Origin of the sequence: Algoriphagus machipongonensis, from assembly GCF_000166275.1 — a bacterium.
GTDB lineage: Bacteria > Bacteroidota > Bacteroidia > Cytophagales > Cyclobacteriaceae > Algoriphagus > Algoriphagus machipongonensis.
In genome coordinates this window covers 198,428-213,916 of record NZ_CM001023.1, presented here as the reverse complement: position 1 = coordinate 213,916, position 15,489 = coordinate 198,428, and the positions used below count along the sequence as shown (strand labels likewise).

The following is a 15,489-nucleotide window of genomic DNA, read 5'->3' as shown; positions in this document are numbered from 1 at the left end:
CCTTTTCTCATTCTTTCACGTAAGTCCAATTAATTTACGCTTAATTGAATATCTTTGGCTACAAGGTTGCAAAATTAACCAATAATTTAAATATCCCTTGAGTTTCGAAATCAAATTACCGCTTTTCGAAGGCCCGTTTGATCTGATGTTATTCTTCATCGAGCGGGACGAATTGGATATATATGATATTCCTATCTCCAAGATAACAAATGATTTCCTGGATTACCTGCATCATTTGGAACAAATGGAAATTGAGGTAGCTAGTGAATTTATTCTCTTCGCGGCCACCCTAATGAGAATCAAATCCAAACTGTTGCTTCCAAGGCCTGAATTAAATGAGGAAGGGGAGGAAATTGACCCTAGGGAAGAGTTGATCAGAAACCTTTTGGAATACAAAAAGTATAAATCAGTAATTCAAGAGCTGGCAGACCTTGAGGAGGAAAGACTTTCTAAAGAAAAAAGAGGAAACCTGATGTTTGAGCTTCAGCAGCTTAGCAAGGTGGAGGATGTGGATGCAGAGATGCAACACGTAGATCTATACAAGCTTCTGAAAGTGTTTCAAAAAAGTATGGCTAAGTTTGCCTCTAGAAGGGATGAAACTACCCACACGGTGATTCAGTATCCTTATACCATCGAACAACAAAAAGATTTTGTCCTGGAAAAAATCAGTTTTAAAAAGCAAGTTCCGTTTTCAGAATTTATCACCTACAAACCAGATAAAATTTTTGTGATTTATACCTTTCTGGCTATCCTAGAATTACTTCAGCTTTCAAAAGTGACCATCATTATCGGTGAAGGCTTTAATAATTTTTGGGTGGAAAAAACTGAGCCAATCCCCGCAGGCTAAGTATGAAGTTGGACAACAAAAAAATCTTTCAAACCCTTAACCCAAACAAAGTTTGGTTTCCAATCATCATTGGCTTGGGGATCGTGTTTGGGATGTTCTATTTTGATCCGTCCATTAATGCGGATACCCTGGATGTAGTTTTTGATGCTTCTTTGCCTTGGATATTTTTGGCCATTTTGGTGATCCTATTTCGAGATGCAGGCTATGTCTACAGAATCCGAGAGGTAACAGATCGGAGTCTCAGTTGGACTAGGGCCATTTATGTGATCATTTTATGGGAATTTGCCTCTGCAGTGACGCCTTCAGTAGTGGGAGGAACAGCCGTAGCCATCTTTATTTTAAATAAGGAAGGGATCAAATTGGGCAGAGCCATCGCTTATGTGATGGTAACAGCGATTTTGGATAATCTTTTCTTTGTGATCGGAGCTCCGATTATTTTGTTCTTTGCCAAGGGCAATATATTCCCTGAAAGTAAGGTTCTGGAAACGCAGCTTCAGAATAGTATGGAGGCGATTTTCTGGATTAGTTATGCCTTATATGCTACCTATAGTCTTGTGATGGCCGCTGCATTGTTCTATAGACCGAGGGTGTTTAAGTGGGTCCTTATCAAAGTATTTTCCATTAAGTGGTTAAGCAAATGGAAGCATGATGCCAGCGAATATGGTAATCAAATCATTGAGGCTTCAAAGGAGTTGGCTGGAAAAAGAATAAACTATTGGGGACCGATAATTCTTGCAACGATATTTATCTGGACTTCGCGTTATTTGATGCTCAATGCATTGATTTCAGCTTTTGTCCCCTTGAATTTGAATGATCATGTGATTGTATTTGCCCGTCAGGTGATCATGTGGATTGTAATGATGATATCTCCTACCCCTGGATCCAGTGGCACGGCGGAATTCTTCTTTGCGCAGTTTTTTACCGAATTTCTCACAAAATATACTTTTGTTACCAGCATATTGTGGAGACTCCTCTCCTATTATCCATACCTGATCCTTGGGGCATTATTCTTGCCTAGATGGATCAAGCAGGTATTTTTTAATAAAAAGAATAAGGAACAAACAGAGTAAAATGCTACGCGCTTTAAGCATAGATCAGATTGCAGAAATCACTCGTGGAGAGTTGATACAAAATGATCACATCCAAAAGATTTCACAAATAGCTATTGACTCCCGGCAGGTTAGCAATCCTGAAAAAACACTTTTCATTTCCCTGGTAGGTGCCAAAGCAAAAGGACAAGACTTTATTCCTGCACTGATAGATCTGGGAGTGCGCAATTTCATTGTCCACAAGGGTAATTCATTGAAGAGAGAATTGTTGGCTAAAGCCAATTTTGTCTTGGTAGACGATACTCGAAAGGCCCTTCAGGAAATAGCACGGTACCAAAGAAGTTATTTTGAAAAGCCTGTTGTTTCGATTACAGGGAGCAATGGCAAAACCATTGTCAAAGAATGGCTGGGTCAGGTACTAAGTCAAGCGTATCAGGTAGCTAAAAGCCCGAAAAGCTACAATTCCCAAGTGGGAGTACCTTTATCAGTTTTTGGGATTGATGCAGGGCATCAAGTAGCCATTTTGGAAGCTGGGATATCAAAAACAGGGGAAATGGCCGCCCTGGAAAGAATTATACAACCTAACCTAGGGATCTTTACTAATATAGGTTCAGCCCATAAGGAAGGGTTCAGCAGTCAGGAAAGTAAAATATTAGAAAAGCTAAGCCTATTTAAAGGCTCTGATTTTTTGGTCTATTGCAAAGATCAAGAGCTTCCTGCAAGTATCATTGAGCAGGAATTTTCGGCAGATAAATTGATCGCTTGGTCTGACAAGGCAGGAGCGGACTACACGAGAAGTATAAAAATTCAGGATGTAGGAGCTAAAATTATCTTCATCAAGTCAGATCTGAGTACTATGACATTTCATGTACCATTTTCAGATCCGGCCTCTTTGGAAAATATCACTCATGTGTTGGTTGGCGCAATGACATTAGGTCTTAAGCCTGAGTTGATCCAGCAAGGCTTAAATCATCTCAAACCAGTGGATATGAGATTGACGCTGAAGCCAGGGGTCAATGATTCTCTGCTGATAGATGATACCTACAATAATGATTTGGCGGGATTAAAAGTAGCACTTGATTTTCTAAATTTACAGCGACCTAAAAAACGTAAAATCCTTATTTTATCGGATTTACTGCAACAAGGGACTGCTGCACAGTTATATTCAGAAGTTGCGGAGATGGTGAAAAGTCATCATTTGGACCAGATTATAGGAGTGGGTCAGCATATATTTCAATTGGAGAGCTTTTTTCCAAAACAGTTTATCGGATATTCTGATACGGAAAAACTTTTGGATGAACTGAACCCAGAGGAATTTTCCAATGATCTCATTTTAATCACTGGAGCTAGACCTTTTGGTTTCGAAAGAGTGGTGAATAAACTTCAGCAAAGAATTCATGGGACGACATTGGAAATCAACCTCAATGCCCTGACCCATAATTATAACTTTTATAAAAGTCGGCTAAAGCCAGAGACCAAGGTAATGGTAATGGTGAAAGCTTTTGCCTATGGTGGAGGATCAGTAGAAATTGCCAATCATATTCAAACCATGGGGGCAGATTATTTAGCCGTGGCATTTACGGATGAGGGAGTAACGCTTCGTAAACATGGTATTTCTCTTCCTATCATGGTGTTGAATCCTATGGAAGAATCCATTGATCTCTGTCATCAATATGAATTGGAGCCAGTGGTGTATAGTCCTGCTTTTTTTAAAATGGTATCCAATTATTGTCAAGCTCATGACTCCAAACTTTCCATTCATTTGGATATGGATACAGGAATGCACCGTCTGGGATTTGAGGAGAAGCATTTAGAGGAATTGGGCCTATTGCTTGAAGCTGAAACGAGATTGCGCATCGCTTCCGTATACACTCATTTGGTTGGAGCAGATGAAGAAATTCACAAGGATTATTCTTTGCGGCAGCTTAAATTATTCAAGAAAATGAAAGGTAAGCTAGAACATTTACTTCCTAGTTCAACTTTATTTCATGCGCTCAATTCTGCAGGAATCGTGGCTTTTCCAGATTTTCAAATGCATATGGTAAGATTGGGGATTGGTTTATATGGAGTTGAAGTGACCGGAAAACATGCGAGCTCTTTAAGGTCCATCAGTACCTTGAAAACTACTATTTCACAGATAAAAACTCTTGAACCCGGGGAGACTGTTGGTTACTCTCGGAAAGGAAGTCTTCCGGAGGGAGGAAAGATCGCCACTTTGTCTTTGGGCTATGCAGATGGATATGACCGAAGATTTTCTAACGGCAAAGGGTATGTGATCATTCAAGGGAAGAAAGCCCCTATTATTGGAAATATCTGCATGGATATGTGTATGGTTGATGTGACGGATATAGAGGATGTCAAAGCTGGAAATGAGGCCATTATCTATGGGGAAGGGATTTCTTTAAAAGAACTGGCAGATAGGATTGAAACCATTCCCTACGAATTATTAACAAACATCAGTGCCCGAGTAAAAAGGATTTACTATTTGGACTAAGTGGGCTTGGCAGAATTATTTTTCTAAATTCAAGGATGAAAATTACCAAAAAGCGTCTTGCACACATTGTTTTTGAGTCGGATGACTGGGCATCAAAGACTTTTGATATTGTATTGCTCTTTTTGATTTTTGGGAGTATTCTGGTTTCCATTTTGGACTCCGTTGCAAGTTTACGTTCTACTTATGGAACCTTGTTCATTGTTTTAGAATGGTTGTTTACGGCTCTTTTTACAGTGGAATATGTCTTGAGAGTTTGGCTTTCCAGAAAACCAAGCGGCTATATTTTTAGCTTTTATGGCATCGTAGATTTGTTGGCCATTTTACCATCTTATCTAAGTTTTTTCGTAGTCAACTCCCAACTTTTAGCCGTGGTAAGAGCTTTGAGGCTTTTGCGAGTGATCAGAATTCTAAAATTGGGAAGGTATATTTCCGAGGCAGAGTATCTTCAGCGTTCTCTTCGGGCAAGTACTCACAAAATCATGATTTTTATAGGCTTCGTGGTAACGATCGTATTGATCATGGGAACGCTGATGTTTATCATAGAAGGACCTGAACATGGATTTACAAGCATCCCGGTGGGTATGTATTGGGCCATAGTTACCCTCACAACGGTAGGTTTTGGAGATATTACGCCTGCTACTCCGCTGGGTCAATTTGTCTCCTCGATCATTATGTTAATGGGCTATGCGATTATAGCTGTTCCTACAGGAATTGTTAGTTCTGAGATGGCTTCGCAAAGAAAAAAGGATGAGGCAGCTCATTTGATTTCATGCTCAAATTGTGGAAAAGAAAATGTGAACCCCAGTGATAATTTCTGTGGAAATTGTGGAGTGAAATTGCGTTAATCATCCAAATTCAGGAATTCCTGAATGTTTTTAATTTTTCCGAAGAGCAATAATAAATCTCCTTCATCTAATTGATATTCAGGGGTAATCACGCCAATCACACGTCTTTCCAAAGTCTTTATTCCCAATAAATTGGTTTTTTCTTCCATTTTGATGACTGTCAAGATATTGAGAAAAAACTCCTTTCGGATATCTGCCTCAGAGACTTTCATTCCCACATATCTTTTAGGGACTTTTACTTCGATAATATTGTATTCATCTGAAATTTCCAGAGAATCCATGACTCCTTTCATCTGAAGTCGCTTCGAAAGCCTATCTGCTGTTTCTTCCTCCGGATGGATGATTTCATCCACTCCAATACTTCTGATCACGGTTTCATGTAGATCATTAATGGCACGAGCAATGATCCTTTTTACATTCAGCTGCTTAAAAATAGCGGTCGACATGATTGATGCTCCCACGTCTTCGCCGATCGCAATAATCACACAATCACAATCTTTTAAGGGTAGATTTTTTACCGCATGTGAATCTGTTGCATTCATGGTAACGGAATAGGTGATTTTGTCCTTCACCAAATCAATTCGATTTTCAATGTTATCCACTCCGATTACCTCATGCCCAAGGTCAGTTAACCTCATGGCGAGGTATCCACCGAAATTTCCCATTCCAACAATGATGTATTTCATAACTCCTTCAATTTTTACGTAATAAAGACACTTTCTTCTGGATACTTATATCTCTGTTGCCCTGCTTTTCTCACGATAGCAATCAATATGGTAAGTGTACCCACCCTCCCCATAAACATGCAGATCATAATTACCACTTTACTCGCTGCACCTAGTTGGGAGGTGATCCCTAAGCTTAAACCCACGGTGGAAAATGCACTGAAGACTTCGAAAGCAACATCAATAAGGGCAAGTTCTGGGTTGAATAACATGACAAGGAATATGCCCAGGCCAATGAACAAGAAGGATAAAGCAATCACCGCAAAAGCTTTTTGCAGCGTTTCATTGGAGATTTGTCTTCTAAAAATCTCCACTCTTTTTTTTCCTGTGGCAATGCTTAAAGTATTCAAAATGGCAACTGCAAACGTGCTGGTTTTTAAGCCCCCTCCCGTAGATCCCGGGGAGGCACCAATCCACATTAAAATCAGATAAATTAAGATGGTTGGGACGGACAACATGGTCATATCCACCGTATTAAAACCCGCAGTTCTTGGCGTGACAGCACCAAATATGGTCGTCACAAATTTTCCATAAGGGCTCAGTCCTTCCAGCGTATGATTGCTCTCGAAAATCGCATAGGTAAAAAAGCCGAACACCAGCAAAATCCCAGTGGTATAGAGAGAGAGCTTAGTACTGATATTTGTTATTCGAGGAACGTGCTTGTAAGACTCTATTCCCAATATTTTTTTGGTTCCTCCGACTACAACATGCTTTAGGTAATTGTAATAGTTTATAAATACAGGAAAACCAATACCCCCAAGAATAATAGCCATTGCCAATACCAAATGCATGTTGTATGCTTCTCGAAAACCAGACTCATATAAACCATTGCTCAAATTGGAGAATCCAGCATTACAGAAAGCAGAAATGGCCGTAAAGGCCGCAAAAAAGAGCTGATCACCTTTGTTGGCAAATAAGGCATCATCCGTAAAGTGATATATTAAAAATGCAGCTGCCACCTCTGTGATCACAGTAAAGAAGATGATTTTTAGAAGGGTGGAATATATCTCTCCGACATTGTTTTCATTGATATAATCACGGATGAAAAGTTGATTTTCGATGGAATAATTTCCTTTAAAAAAGAAGCCAAAAAAGGAAGTGAAAGTCATCATTCCCAAACCTCCAATTTGGAAAAGAATCATAATGGTCGTCTGTCCGAAGAAGGTAAAATCCTTTGCTGTGTCCATGACGATCAAACCCGTCACACATACCGCAGAGGTGGATGTAAAAAGCGCATCTATAAAACTAATTCCATTCGTAGTGGCGTGGGGCAGGCTCAACAAAATGGCCCCAACAAAAATCAAGAGTAGAAAGCTTGAAATAAAGACTAAAGTAGGGCTCGCCTTGAGCCGGTTGATGTGGAGGCTGTATTTACTGATTTCTATGAAAAATAGAATGACTACCAGGATGTTGACCAGGAAATAATGCCTAGAATAATTTAGAATTCCTTCAGAAAACTCCAGGCCGAAGGCATTCCATCTCAATAGAGAAAAGCCGATTAGTACCAGTGAAAGAAAAATTTCTGCCAAAACTCTTCCTACAAAAATGGAAGGTTCTTTTAATAGAATTTTCAGGATATAGCCAAAGCCAATTAAGAAAAGGCATATCGTGAAAAAAAAGGAAGAAATGGCGTAAATGGTTGGGTTAGGATCATATCCTAAATGGTATAATAATAGCCCAAAAGTGATGAAACTACTATACCTAACTACTTTTTCCAGAACGGTTTCAAGTTTCCTTAAAAAGTATAGATTTCGATCTGGATTGGAAAAAAATTTAAATTTTGGTTTCATAGAATAATGAACTCCTTGATAAGTAGAAAGTGATCGAGAGTCTTACTTTTTAAACCATCGATCAAGTGAAAAATACCTCTTTTTAGGATAAATATGAATCTTTTGTTCCAAATTCTGGGAGCCGTAAACACTGGATTTTCCGCTAAACACATAAGCAATAAAACAAGCTATCGCTAGGTATAGTCCCGATTCATATCCAAATAACTCCATTCCCATAACGGTACAAGCCATGGGAGTATTGGTAGCTCCAGAAAACACTCCTACAAATCCCATTCCTGCAAGCAAAGCCAAAGGTAAAGGAATCCAAGTGGAAAGGGCGTTTCCCAATGTAGCACCCGTAAAGAATAAGGGTGTGACTTCTCCCCCTTTAAAACCTGCACCAAGAGTAAAACCTGTCATTCCGGTTTTGACTAGCCAGTCGTACCATGGTAATGGCTGCTCAAAGGCTTCTACGATTCTTGGTACACCTAAACCTATGTAGGTGGTGCTGTCCGAAAACCATACAATTATTGCGATCACCAGTCCACCAATGACCGGTCTAAGAGGAGGATAGCTGACCCATTTTGAAAATTGATGAGTAAAAAAATGCGTTGTTTGGGCAAATAATCTTCCCGAAAATCCAAAAGCAATTCCTGCCGGTATGATCCAAAGAAAATTTATTAAAGTAAACCCGGGCACTTCAGGAATGCTATAATGTGTATGTCCAATCCCCCAGAGATTAGCACAAACAAGATGAGCGATGTAGCCTGTAAAAAAGGCAGGGTAAAGAGACCTCCAGCGAAATTTTCTTGATAGCATCCACTCCAAAGCGAAGATGGCTCCTGCCAGGGGTGTACCAAAGACAGAGGCGAATCCTGCGGCAACTCCAGCGATGATTACGAGTCTTCTTTCCTCATGACTCAGTTTAAACCATTTGGTGAGTTGATCGGCCAAAGAGCCCCCCATTTGCACTGCAGTGCCCTCTCGACCAGCAGAACCACCAAAAAGATGGGTTCCAATCGTGCCAAATAAAACCAAGGGAGTCATCCTCAGAGGAATTGGACTTTTGGATTGATAGAGTTCTTCAAGTAATAAGTTATTTCCTTTGACTGATGATTCTGCATACTTATAATAAGTCCAGCCAATCAAAAAACCACCAATAGGTAATAAGGCGATTAACCAGAGGTGACTTTCTCTGGTTTGGGTAGCCCATTCCAGAGCAAAAAGGAAAAAAGCAGAAGCGGTTCCTGCAAGAAGACCAATCAACAAACCAAACCCTGTCCAACGAAATAAATAAGCGACCAGTGATGTGAAGTTCAATTTTTTTGAAATAAGTTTCGCCCAAATTAGGCATAGAAAATGAAAGAGTATAAGTGAAGGTAGATGAAAGTCTAGTTTTCAAATTAACAAATTCCCGATTTTAGGGTTAACTTCAATAAAATCACCCTATGCAACATGTCCTAATTACTGGAGGATCAGGCCTAATTGGCCAAAGGATCACTGCCCTTTTGGAGGCACAGGGGAAATCTGTGGCTTGGCTCAGCAGAAGTACCCAATCACAAAAATCTTTTTTGTGGGATGTGGAGAAAAAAACCATTGATCCAGAAGCAATGGAATGGGCGGATGCCATCATCCACCTTGCTGGGGCAGGTGTGGCAGATAAGAGGTGGTCTGATGAGAGGAAAAAGGTCATCCTTGAATCTAGAACTCATTCTACTCAATTACTTTTTGATGCCATAGAAAAGGCTGAGAAAAAGCCAGATACATTTGTCTCAGCTTCTGCAATAGGATATTATGGTTTTCAAACCGGCCCAGTACTATTGGAAGAGAGTGCTCCAAACGGAGTGGATTTTCTGGCCAAAGTGGTGAGAGATTGGGAGGCTGAGGTGAAAAAAATTGAAGGACTCCACTTACGTACTGTGATCCTTAGGATAGGGATTGTTTTAGATGAAAAGGGTGGTGCACTGGGTGAAATGCTTAAACCTCCGGTGGCTGCTCCTTTAGGAAAAGGAGATCAGTGGATGAGCTGGATTCATATAGAGGATTTGGCTAGAATGTTTGTTTTTGCATTGGAGAAAACCACTCTTCAGGGGATTTTTAATGCCGTCTCTCCAAATCCAGCTACCAACTATCGACTCACTCAAGAAGCAGCTAGAGCCAAAGGAAAGCCATTTATTGGTATCGGTGTTCCTGAATTTATTTTGAATTTGGTATTGGGAGAGATGTCCGCCATGGTTACAGGGGGAAATCGGGTTTCATCCCAGAAAATACAAAAAGCAAGCTTCGAATATGAGCACCCAATTTTAATCCCTGCCTTGAAGGATATTTTCCACAATTAGGCTTTAGAAAACTGGCTGCTTAAATTCTTTTCGATCTTCCGATCAAAAACCATAAGATGGTGCCTACGAAGGGTACAAGAATTACAATCAGTAACCAGATTAGTCGATCACTAGAATTGTGAAAGTTGCTTATGACAACATCATAGATGGTATAAGCATAAATAGCAAGGCCAATAATTCCTAATCCAAACATCGCAAGTAGTTTAAGTTGATTTGGTGTTTTTACCCAAGATTAAATAAGCTATTGGGCCTAAAACCTGGGCAAAAAGAATGATGATTACCCATATCAGTTTCATATTGCCATCTTTAAAATCAGATCGGATGATATCTACCAAGCAATAAACCCAAAGAACAAAATAGGCAAGGATGATTATTATAAAACCACCGCCAATATTTTGAATAAAAGAAAGTGTCATAAATTATTTTTTGATGTATTTGAAAAATCAGGGTCGAATTTTCTTCTGTTATTTTTAGTAGATCTGCTCATACTCAAATAAAGAAAAGTACCGATCATTGGGGTAAATAAAATCAATAAAGCCCAAAAAAGCTTCATATTTATCTCGCGGAAATCGGATCGAATTAAATCTATTAGGGCATAAATGGTAAAGCCTAAATAGCTAATCATAACTAAGAAAGTAACTAGCTGCCAGATCCATAGGCCATTTGATGGTACAATCAAATCCATGGTGCTTCTTCAATTAATTTAACCATTGAACCAAATTAGTTTTTTTTAAGGAATGAAAATAAGAATTTTGCCTAAAGTTTTAAACCATCTATCTATATGAAATCGAGCAAAAACCTTAAAAAGCATCAGGTTGATTCCTCATTTTGCGAGATTCCATGTGGCGTATTTAAATTAATATAATCACATGAAAAAGGCTGTTTTGTCGCTAATACTAAGCGTTTTTGCCCTTTTTAGTTACGCTCAAGTCGATTTGAGTTATTATTTACCAAAGGGATACACCTATGATTCATCCATTCCAACACCGAAAGAGGTTTTGGGATATGAAGTGGGAGAATGGCATGTGAGCCATGATCAGCTAGTCATGTATATGAAAGCTGTGGCTGAGGCTTCAGACCGGGTAACTTTTGAAGAAACGGGAAGAACCTATGAAAAGAGACCTCAGGTGTTACTCACCATTACGTCTCCTTCCAACCTTGGTAGAATTGATCAAATTAAAGCTGACCGTGCTAAGCTGCGGGATCCAGGAGCTTCTGTTGACATAGAAAATATGCCGGTTGTGATGTTCATGGGATATTCTGTTCATGGAAATGAGCCAAGTGGAGCCAATGCCTCACTTGTGGCCGCCTACCATTTTGCCGCAGCTAATGAAATCGAGGCTGATTTGGAACAAATAGTCCTTCTTTTGGATCCAGCAATTAATCCTGACGGACTCAATCGTTTTGCATCTTGGGTAAATTCCCATAAATCATACAATCTCAATGGCGATCCTAATGGCCGCGAATACAATGAAGCTTGGCCTAGAGGAAGAACCAACCATTATTGGTTTGACTTAAACAGAGATTGGCTACCAGTTCAGCACCCAGAATCAAGAAATAGAGTTCGGGTTTTTCAGGATTGGCTTCCAAATGTTCATTTGGATTTCCATGAAATGGGAAGCAATAGCACTTTCTTTTTCCAGCCTGGTGTGCCAGCTAGGATGCACCCTTTGACTCCAGAAAAGAATTTCGAGTTGACCAAGAAGATTGGTGAATACCATGCAAAAGCATTGGATCAAATCGGTTCTCTTTATTACAATCAAGAAAACTACGATGACTTTTACTACGGTAAAGGTTCAACCTATCCTGATGTTCAAGGATCTATAGGAATTCTTTTTGAACAAGCGAGTTCCAGAGGCCACCTTCAGGAAACAGATTATGGAATGTTGAGCTTTCCATTTACGATTCGAAACCAATTTACAGCCAACTTATCCTCCTACCAGGCGGCTAAAGAAATGCGAACAGAGCTAAACCAGTGGATGAAGGATTTCTATTCGGATGTAAAATCAGAAAGCGATGCGGATGTAAATAAGGCCTATATTTTTGGTAGCCAAGAGGATGATGCCAAGAGCTTTCACTTGGCGGATTTGATTATCCAACATGACATAGAGGTATATTCACTAAAAGAAGATGTGACCTTGAATGGGCAGGAATTTAAGAAAGAGAATGCCTATATCGTTCCAGCAAACCAACCTCAGTATCGATTGATCAAGGCCATGTTTGAAACGCGTACTTCTTTTCAGGATAGTTTATTTTATGACATTTCTGCCTGGACATATCCAATGGCCTTCAATTTAGACTATGTGGCTTTAAACAGCCGGATTTTAAATCTGGCGAATGTGGAAAAAGTGGATAAAAACACGCTTTCTCTAGCTCCAGGAAAAGTTATTGGAGCTCCAGGAGCCTATCAGTATGCCATGAAGTGGAATGATTATTACGCTCCAAAAGCTGCAAATAAGCTGATGAACGCTGGATTTTTGGTGCGCGTTGCCCATGCAGAATTTGGAACCGATGATGGCCAAAGTTTTGGAAGAGGTACGATTCTCATTGGTCCGGGAAAGTCTGGATTGGATGAAAATGCCATGTACCAAAAGTTGAACGAAATTGCATCAGAATCTCATGTAAATATTCATGCCATTACCTCAGGTTATACTACTGGAATCAATATGGGTTCGACCTTTACGGATCCTTTGGATAAGCCAGAAATTGCACTCTTGGTAGAAGGTGGAGTGGACAGTTATGAAGCGGGAGAAATCTGGCATTTGCTAGATCAGCGTATGGAAATGGCGATTACCCTACTTCCGGTAGATCAAATTGGGGGTAATACGCTAGATCGTTATAATGTGGTTTTAATGCCCGATGGAAGATATTACAACTTGGGTAAATCTGCTGCTTCAAGCTTAAGAGAATGGATTTCAGAAGGTGGAACCTTAGTAGCAAAAGGCGGGGCTTTGAGATTCTTAAACCAACATGAAATAGGTAGTTTTTCCTTTAAATCTCTACCTGAAACTGAGGACGAGGAGATCCAAAAAAGCTACGCAGACTATAGTAATGCCAATGGCGCTAAAGTTACTGGAGGAGCCATTTTCAATGCGAATTTGGACTTAACCCACCCGATTGGTTACGGCTATACTAAAAGCGAAATCCATACTTTCCGAAATGATAATTTATTCTTAGAGCCTTCAGAGAATCCTTATGCAAATCCATTGGTTTATACAGAGAACCCATTGGCTTCTGGCTACGTTCACCCGACCAATTTGGAAGGATTGAAAAATGGAGCAGTGATTCGAATCTCTTCTTTGGGAAGAGGAAGAATTGTTGGGTTTGCTGACAATATGAATTTCCGTGCGTTTTGGTTTGGAACGAATAAACTGTATTTAAATGCAATCTTCTTCGGTCAAACCATTAATAGTGGTACTGGCAGATAAGAATTGAAACAATTGAAGTTTTTTAATCCCGGGTCTTATGATTCGGGATTTTTTCGTTTTTGGTATTTTTTCAAGTTAATTCAGCCAATTCCTTGTTTCTTTCGTACACAATAGAATATTTTCAAAAAACTTTAAACACAATCATCACCTTTTACCTCAACCAAATTTTACTTATGAAAAGATTTTTATTTCCGAAGATTAGCATTGGTCTTACAGTAATTTTATTGGGTTTTTCTGGGATTGCTTCTGCTCAAGAAATGAGTTTCGAAGAGTACAATCCCCCATCCACACTGAAGGTTCCTGAGCATCCTGTTACCAAAGCGAAATTTCCTTTTGTAGACATACATTCTCACCAGGGAGGGATCAATAAAGAACGAATCGATGAATTGGTTTCGGAAATGGATGAAATTAATATGGGAGTTTTGGTGAATCTTTCAGGTCGAGGATTTGGTAGAGGAGATAGCAATTCGCAGCAAGAATATATTAAATCCATGATTGAGGAGTTCAATACGCATGCACCAGGGAGGTTTATGGTATTTACCAATCTGAATTTTGCAGGTTTTGGGGATGAAAACTGGACGAGAATTGCAGTAAAAGAACTGGAAGAGGATGTGGAAGCTGGAGCAAGTGGATTGAAAATCTATAAAAGTTTAGGCTTGAATGTAAATGATGTTGACGGAAACCGAGTACCTGTAAACCACCCAGATTTAGATGCCGTTTGGGCTAAGGCTGGAGAGTTGGGAATTCCTGTAATCATTCACTCTGCTGATCCAGCACAATTTTGGCAACCAATGGATGCAAATAATGAGCGTTGGCTTGAGCTAAAAACACACCCGCGTCGTCAAAGAGGCGCAGATAACCCAGCACCTTTCGAACAAATAATAGCAGAGCAACACGATGTTTTTGCCAAACACCCTGAGACTACTTTCATCAATGCACATATGGGATGGATGGCAAATGATTTGGATGCTGCAAGCGCCCATTTAGAAAAGTACCCAAATGTTAATTTTGGGATCGGGGCTGTGATTGCTGAGTTTGGAAGACAGCCTAGAAGGGCAAAGGAGTTTTTTGAAAAATACCAAGACCGAGTTCTTTTCGGTAAGGATGCCTATAATAAGGAAGAGTTCTATACCTATTTTAGGGTTTTGGAAACTGAGGATGAGTATTTTCCTTATTACAAGAAATACCATGCCTTCTGGGCCATGTATGGACTAGGACTTTCTGATGAGGTTTTGAAAAAGCTGTATTATAAAAATGCTTTAAGAATCGTCCCTAGGATGGATAAATCAGTATTTCCAGATTGATATTCTGATTTCCCGGAGATGGCCGGGGATTAAGATTGCAGACCTGAAGGGAGGTAAACCTATGGCCATTTTCTAGAATTTAGTATGTAAAGCTGTTTTACATACCAATCCCTGTAGGTAAAGAAAATTGAAAAATCTTTACCTACAGCAGTTCCTTAGTTCAAACAGCCCGCCTATTTAATATTTTGTAACTTCAAGCAACACCAATTGCTGAAAGTATGTCTCCTGTTTTCCAGCAAAAAAAACTCAGAATGAAGGCGACACTGAAATACCTCTCGGTGTTGATCTTAATATTGTTGGTTACCATTCTCCAAGATTACCTTTATGATCAGAAGTTTGATCACTCCATTTATGATACTGAAAATCGTCTGATCAATTCCTTATGGATCCTGATTTTTCCAGTTTCGATCCTTTGGAATGTACTTTTCAAAAAAGTAAGATTTCTAGCTCGTATTCATATTGTATTGATCAAAAGGCTGCTGTTTATAATTTTGGCCACGGTTACCCATATTTTAGCTTTTGCTGGCTTGGCTGACTTTATAGCTACAAATTTCTTTGAACAAAACCTTCCTTTCTTAATCAATATCAGATTTACAATTTCTGTGGATTTGTATAAATATTTACTGATCTATTCTATAATTGCGCTAATCTTAGTTCGTAAAAACAAAAATGTCAAGTCCCGCTAAACG

General features: G+C 39.5%; 14 protein-coding genes. 8 read left to right on the top strand and 6 right to left on the bottom strand.

All coding sequences use genetic code 11. The annotated features are described in order from the left end of the window. Positions 1-97 precede the first annotated feature (97 nt). The 4 genes from ALPR1_RS01005 to ALPR1_RS00990 are packed head-to-tail and all read left to right on the top strand — an operon-like array spanning position 98 to position 5,235. Positions 98-847: a segregation and condensation protein A gene (locus ALPR1_RS01005; protein WP_008197783.1), complete on the top strand. Its 750-nt coding sequence runs from the start codon at positions 98-100 to the stop codon at positions 845-847. 2 nt (positions 848-849) lie between these two features. Further along, positions 850-1,917, top strand: coding sequence for a lysylphosphatidylglycerol synthase transmembrane domain-containing protein (locus ALPR1_RS01000; RefSeq protein WP_008197782.1), 1,068 nt, complete (start codon positions 850-852; stop codon positions 1,915-1,917). A gap of 1 nt (position 1,918) precedes the next feature. Further along, positions 1,919-4,390: a bifunctional UDP-N-acetylmuramoyl-tripeptide:D-alanyl-D-alanine ligase/alanine racemase gene (locus ALPR1_RS00995; protein ID WP_008197781.1), complete on the top strand. Its 2,472-nt coding sequence runs from the start codon at positions 1,919-1,921 to the stop codon at positions 4,388-4,390. A gap of 35 nt (positions 4,391-4,425) precedes the next feature. Then, a complete protein-coding gene (locus ALPR1_RS00990) occupies positions 4,426-5,235 on the top strand; it encodes an ion transporter (RefSeq protein ID WP_008197779.1) in 810 nt (269 codons plus the stop codon). Here ALPR1_RS00990 and ALPR1_RS00985 read toward each other — a convergent pair. The 3 genes from ALPR1_RS00985 to ALPR1_RS00975 are packed head-to-tail and all read right to left on the bottom strand — an operon-like array spanning position 5,232 to position 9,049. Beyond that, on the bottom strand, positions 5,232-5,921 hold the full coding sequence (locus tag ALPR1_RS00985) for a potassium channel family protein (RefSeq protein ID WP_008197776.1): 690 nt from the start codon (positions 5,919-5,921) through the stop codon (positions 5,232-5,234). The two genes, ALPR1_RS00990 and ALPR1_RS00985, sit on opposite strands and share 4 nt — an antisense overlap. A gap of 14 nt (positions 5,922-5,935) precedes the next feature. Next, positions 5,936-7,750 (bottom strand): TrkH family potassium uptake protein, encoded by a 1,815-nt coding sequence (locus ALPR1_RS00980; RefSeq protein ID WP_008197774.1) that lies wholly within the window; start codon positions 7,748-7,750, stop codon positions 5,936-5,938. A 42-nt stretch (positions 7,751-7,792) separates the two neighbouring features. Then, positions 7,793-9,049 carry a voltage-gated chloride channel family protein gene (locus tag ALPR1_RS00975; protein WP_008197773.1) on the bottom strand — a complete coding sequence of 419 codons (1,257 nt, stop codon included), beginning with the start codon at positions 9,047-9,049 and terminating at the stop codon, positions 7,793-7,795. A 128-nt stretch (positions 9,050-9,177) separates the two neighbouring features. Here ALPR1_RS00975 and ALPR1_RS00970 point away from each other — a divergent pair, with 128 nt between their 5' ends. Next, positions 9,178-10,068 carry a TIGR01777 family oxidoreductase gene (locus ALPR1_RS00970; RefSeq protein ID WP_008197772.1) on the top strand — a complete coding sequence of 297 codons (891 nt, stop codon included), beginning with the start codon at positions 9,178-9,180 and terminating at the stop codon, positions 10,066-10,068. A 19-nt stretch (positions 10,069-10,087) separates the two neighbouring features. On the opposite strand, the gene ALPR1_RS20480 is transcribed toward ALPR1_RS00970, so the two are convergent. From ALPR1_RS20480 to ALPR1_RS21085, 3 genes are read right to left on the bottom strand one after another with little or no spacing between them, the layout of a single operon-like run. Next, positions 10,088-10,261 (bottom strand): PLDc N-terminal domain-containing protein, encoded by a 174-nt coding sequence (locus ALPR1_RS20480; RefSeq protein ID WP_083796111.1) that lies wholly within the window; start codon positions 10,259-10,261, stop codon positions 10,088-10,090. Between the two features lie 10 nt (positions 10,262-10,271). After that, positions 10,272-10,484 (bottom strand): PLDc N-terminal domain-containing protein, encoded by a 213-nt coding sequence (locus ALPR1_RS00965; RefSeq protein ID WP_040302423.1) that lies wholly within the window; start codon positions 10,482-10,484, stop codon positions 10,272-10,274. Beyond that, positions 10,481-10,693, bottom strand: coding sequence for a PLD nuclease N-terminal domain-containing protein (locus ALPR1_RS21085; protein ID WP_394330543.1), 213 nt, complete (start codon positions 10,691-10,693; stop codon positions 10,481-10,483). Before ALPR1_RS21085 ends, ALPR1_RS00965 begins: the two co-directional genes overlap by 4 nt. 244 nt (positions 10,694-10,937) lie before the next feature. On the opposite strand from ALPR1_RS21085, the gene ALPR1_RS00955 reads away from it, so the two are divergent. The 3 genes from ALPR1_RS00955 (at position 10,938) to ALPR1_RS00945 (ending at position 15,486) form a co-directional block, all read left to right on the top strand. Beyond that, positions 10,938-13,496, top strand: coding sequence for a M14 family metallopeptidase (locus ALPR1_RS00955; protein ID WP_008197771.1), 2,559 nt, complete (start codon positions 10,938-10,940; stop codon positions 13,494-13,496). Between the two features lie 173 nt (positions 13,497-13,669). Continuing rightward, positions 13,670-14,800, top strand: a complete 1,131-nt coding sequence (locus tag ALPR1_RS00950) for an amidohydrolase family protein (protein ID WP_008197770.1) — start codon at positions 13,670-13,672, stop codon at positions 14,798-14,800. Between the two features lie 251 nt (positions 14,801-15,051). Further along, positions 15,052-15,486 (top strand): hypothetical protein, encoded by a 435-nt coding sequence (locus ALPR1_RS00945; protein ID WP_153231749.1) that lies wholly within the window; start codon positions 15,052-15,054, stop codon positions 15,484-15,486. Positions 15,487-15,489: the final 3 nt, after the last annotated feature.

Bases quoted from the DNA above. Each gene is read 5' to 3' on its own strand.
- ALPR1_RS01000 (WP_008197782.1), top strand. From the start codon at position 850: ATGAAGTTGGACAACAAAAAAATCTTTCAAACCCTTAACCCAAACAAA.
- ALPR1_RS00950 (WP_008197770.1), top strand. From the start codon at position 13,670: ATGAAAAGATTTTTATTTCCGAAGATTAGCATTGGTCTTACAGTAATT.
- ALPR1_RS20480 (WP_083796111.1), bottom strand. From the start codon at position 10,261: ATGTTTGGATTAGGAATTATTGGCCTTGCTATTTATGCTTATACCATC.
- ALPR1_RS00985 (WP_008197776.1), bottom strand. From the start codon at position 5,921: ATGAAATACATCATTGTTGGAATGGGAAATTTCGGTGGATACCTCGCC.
- ALPR1_RS00990 (WP_008197779.1), top strand. From the start codon at position 4,426: ATGAAAATTACCAAAAAGCGTCTTGCACACATTGTTTTTGAGTCGGAT.
- ALPR1_RS00955 (WP_008197771.1), top strand. From the start codon at position 10,938: ATGAAAAAGGCTGTTTTGTCGCTAATACTAAGCGTTTTTGCCCTTTTT.
- ALPR1_RS21085 (WP_394330543.1), bottom strand. From the start codon at position 10,693: ATGATTAGCTATTTAGGCTTTACCATTTATGCCCTAATAGATTTAATT.
- ALPR1_RS00995 (WP_008197781.1), top strand. From the start codon at position 1,919: ATGCTACGCGCTTTAAGCATAGATCAGATTGCAGAAATCACTCGTGGA.
- ALPR1_RS00965 (WP_040302423.1), bottom strand. From the start codon at position 10,484: ATGACACTTTCTTTTATTCAAAATATTGGCGGTGGTTTTATAATAATC.
- ALPR1_RS00945 (WP_153231749.1), top strand. From the start codon at position 15,052: ATGAAGGCGACACTGAAATACCTCTCGGTGTTGATCTTAATATTGTTG.
- ALPR1_RS00980 (WP_008197774.1), bottom strand. From the start codon at position 7,750: ATGAAACCAAAATTTAAATTTTTTTCCAATCCAGATCGAAATCTATAC.
- ALPR1_RS00970 (WP_008197772.1), top strand. From the start codon at position 9,178: ATGCAACATGTCCTAATTACTGGAGGATCAGGCCTAATTGGCCAAAGG.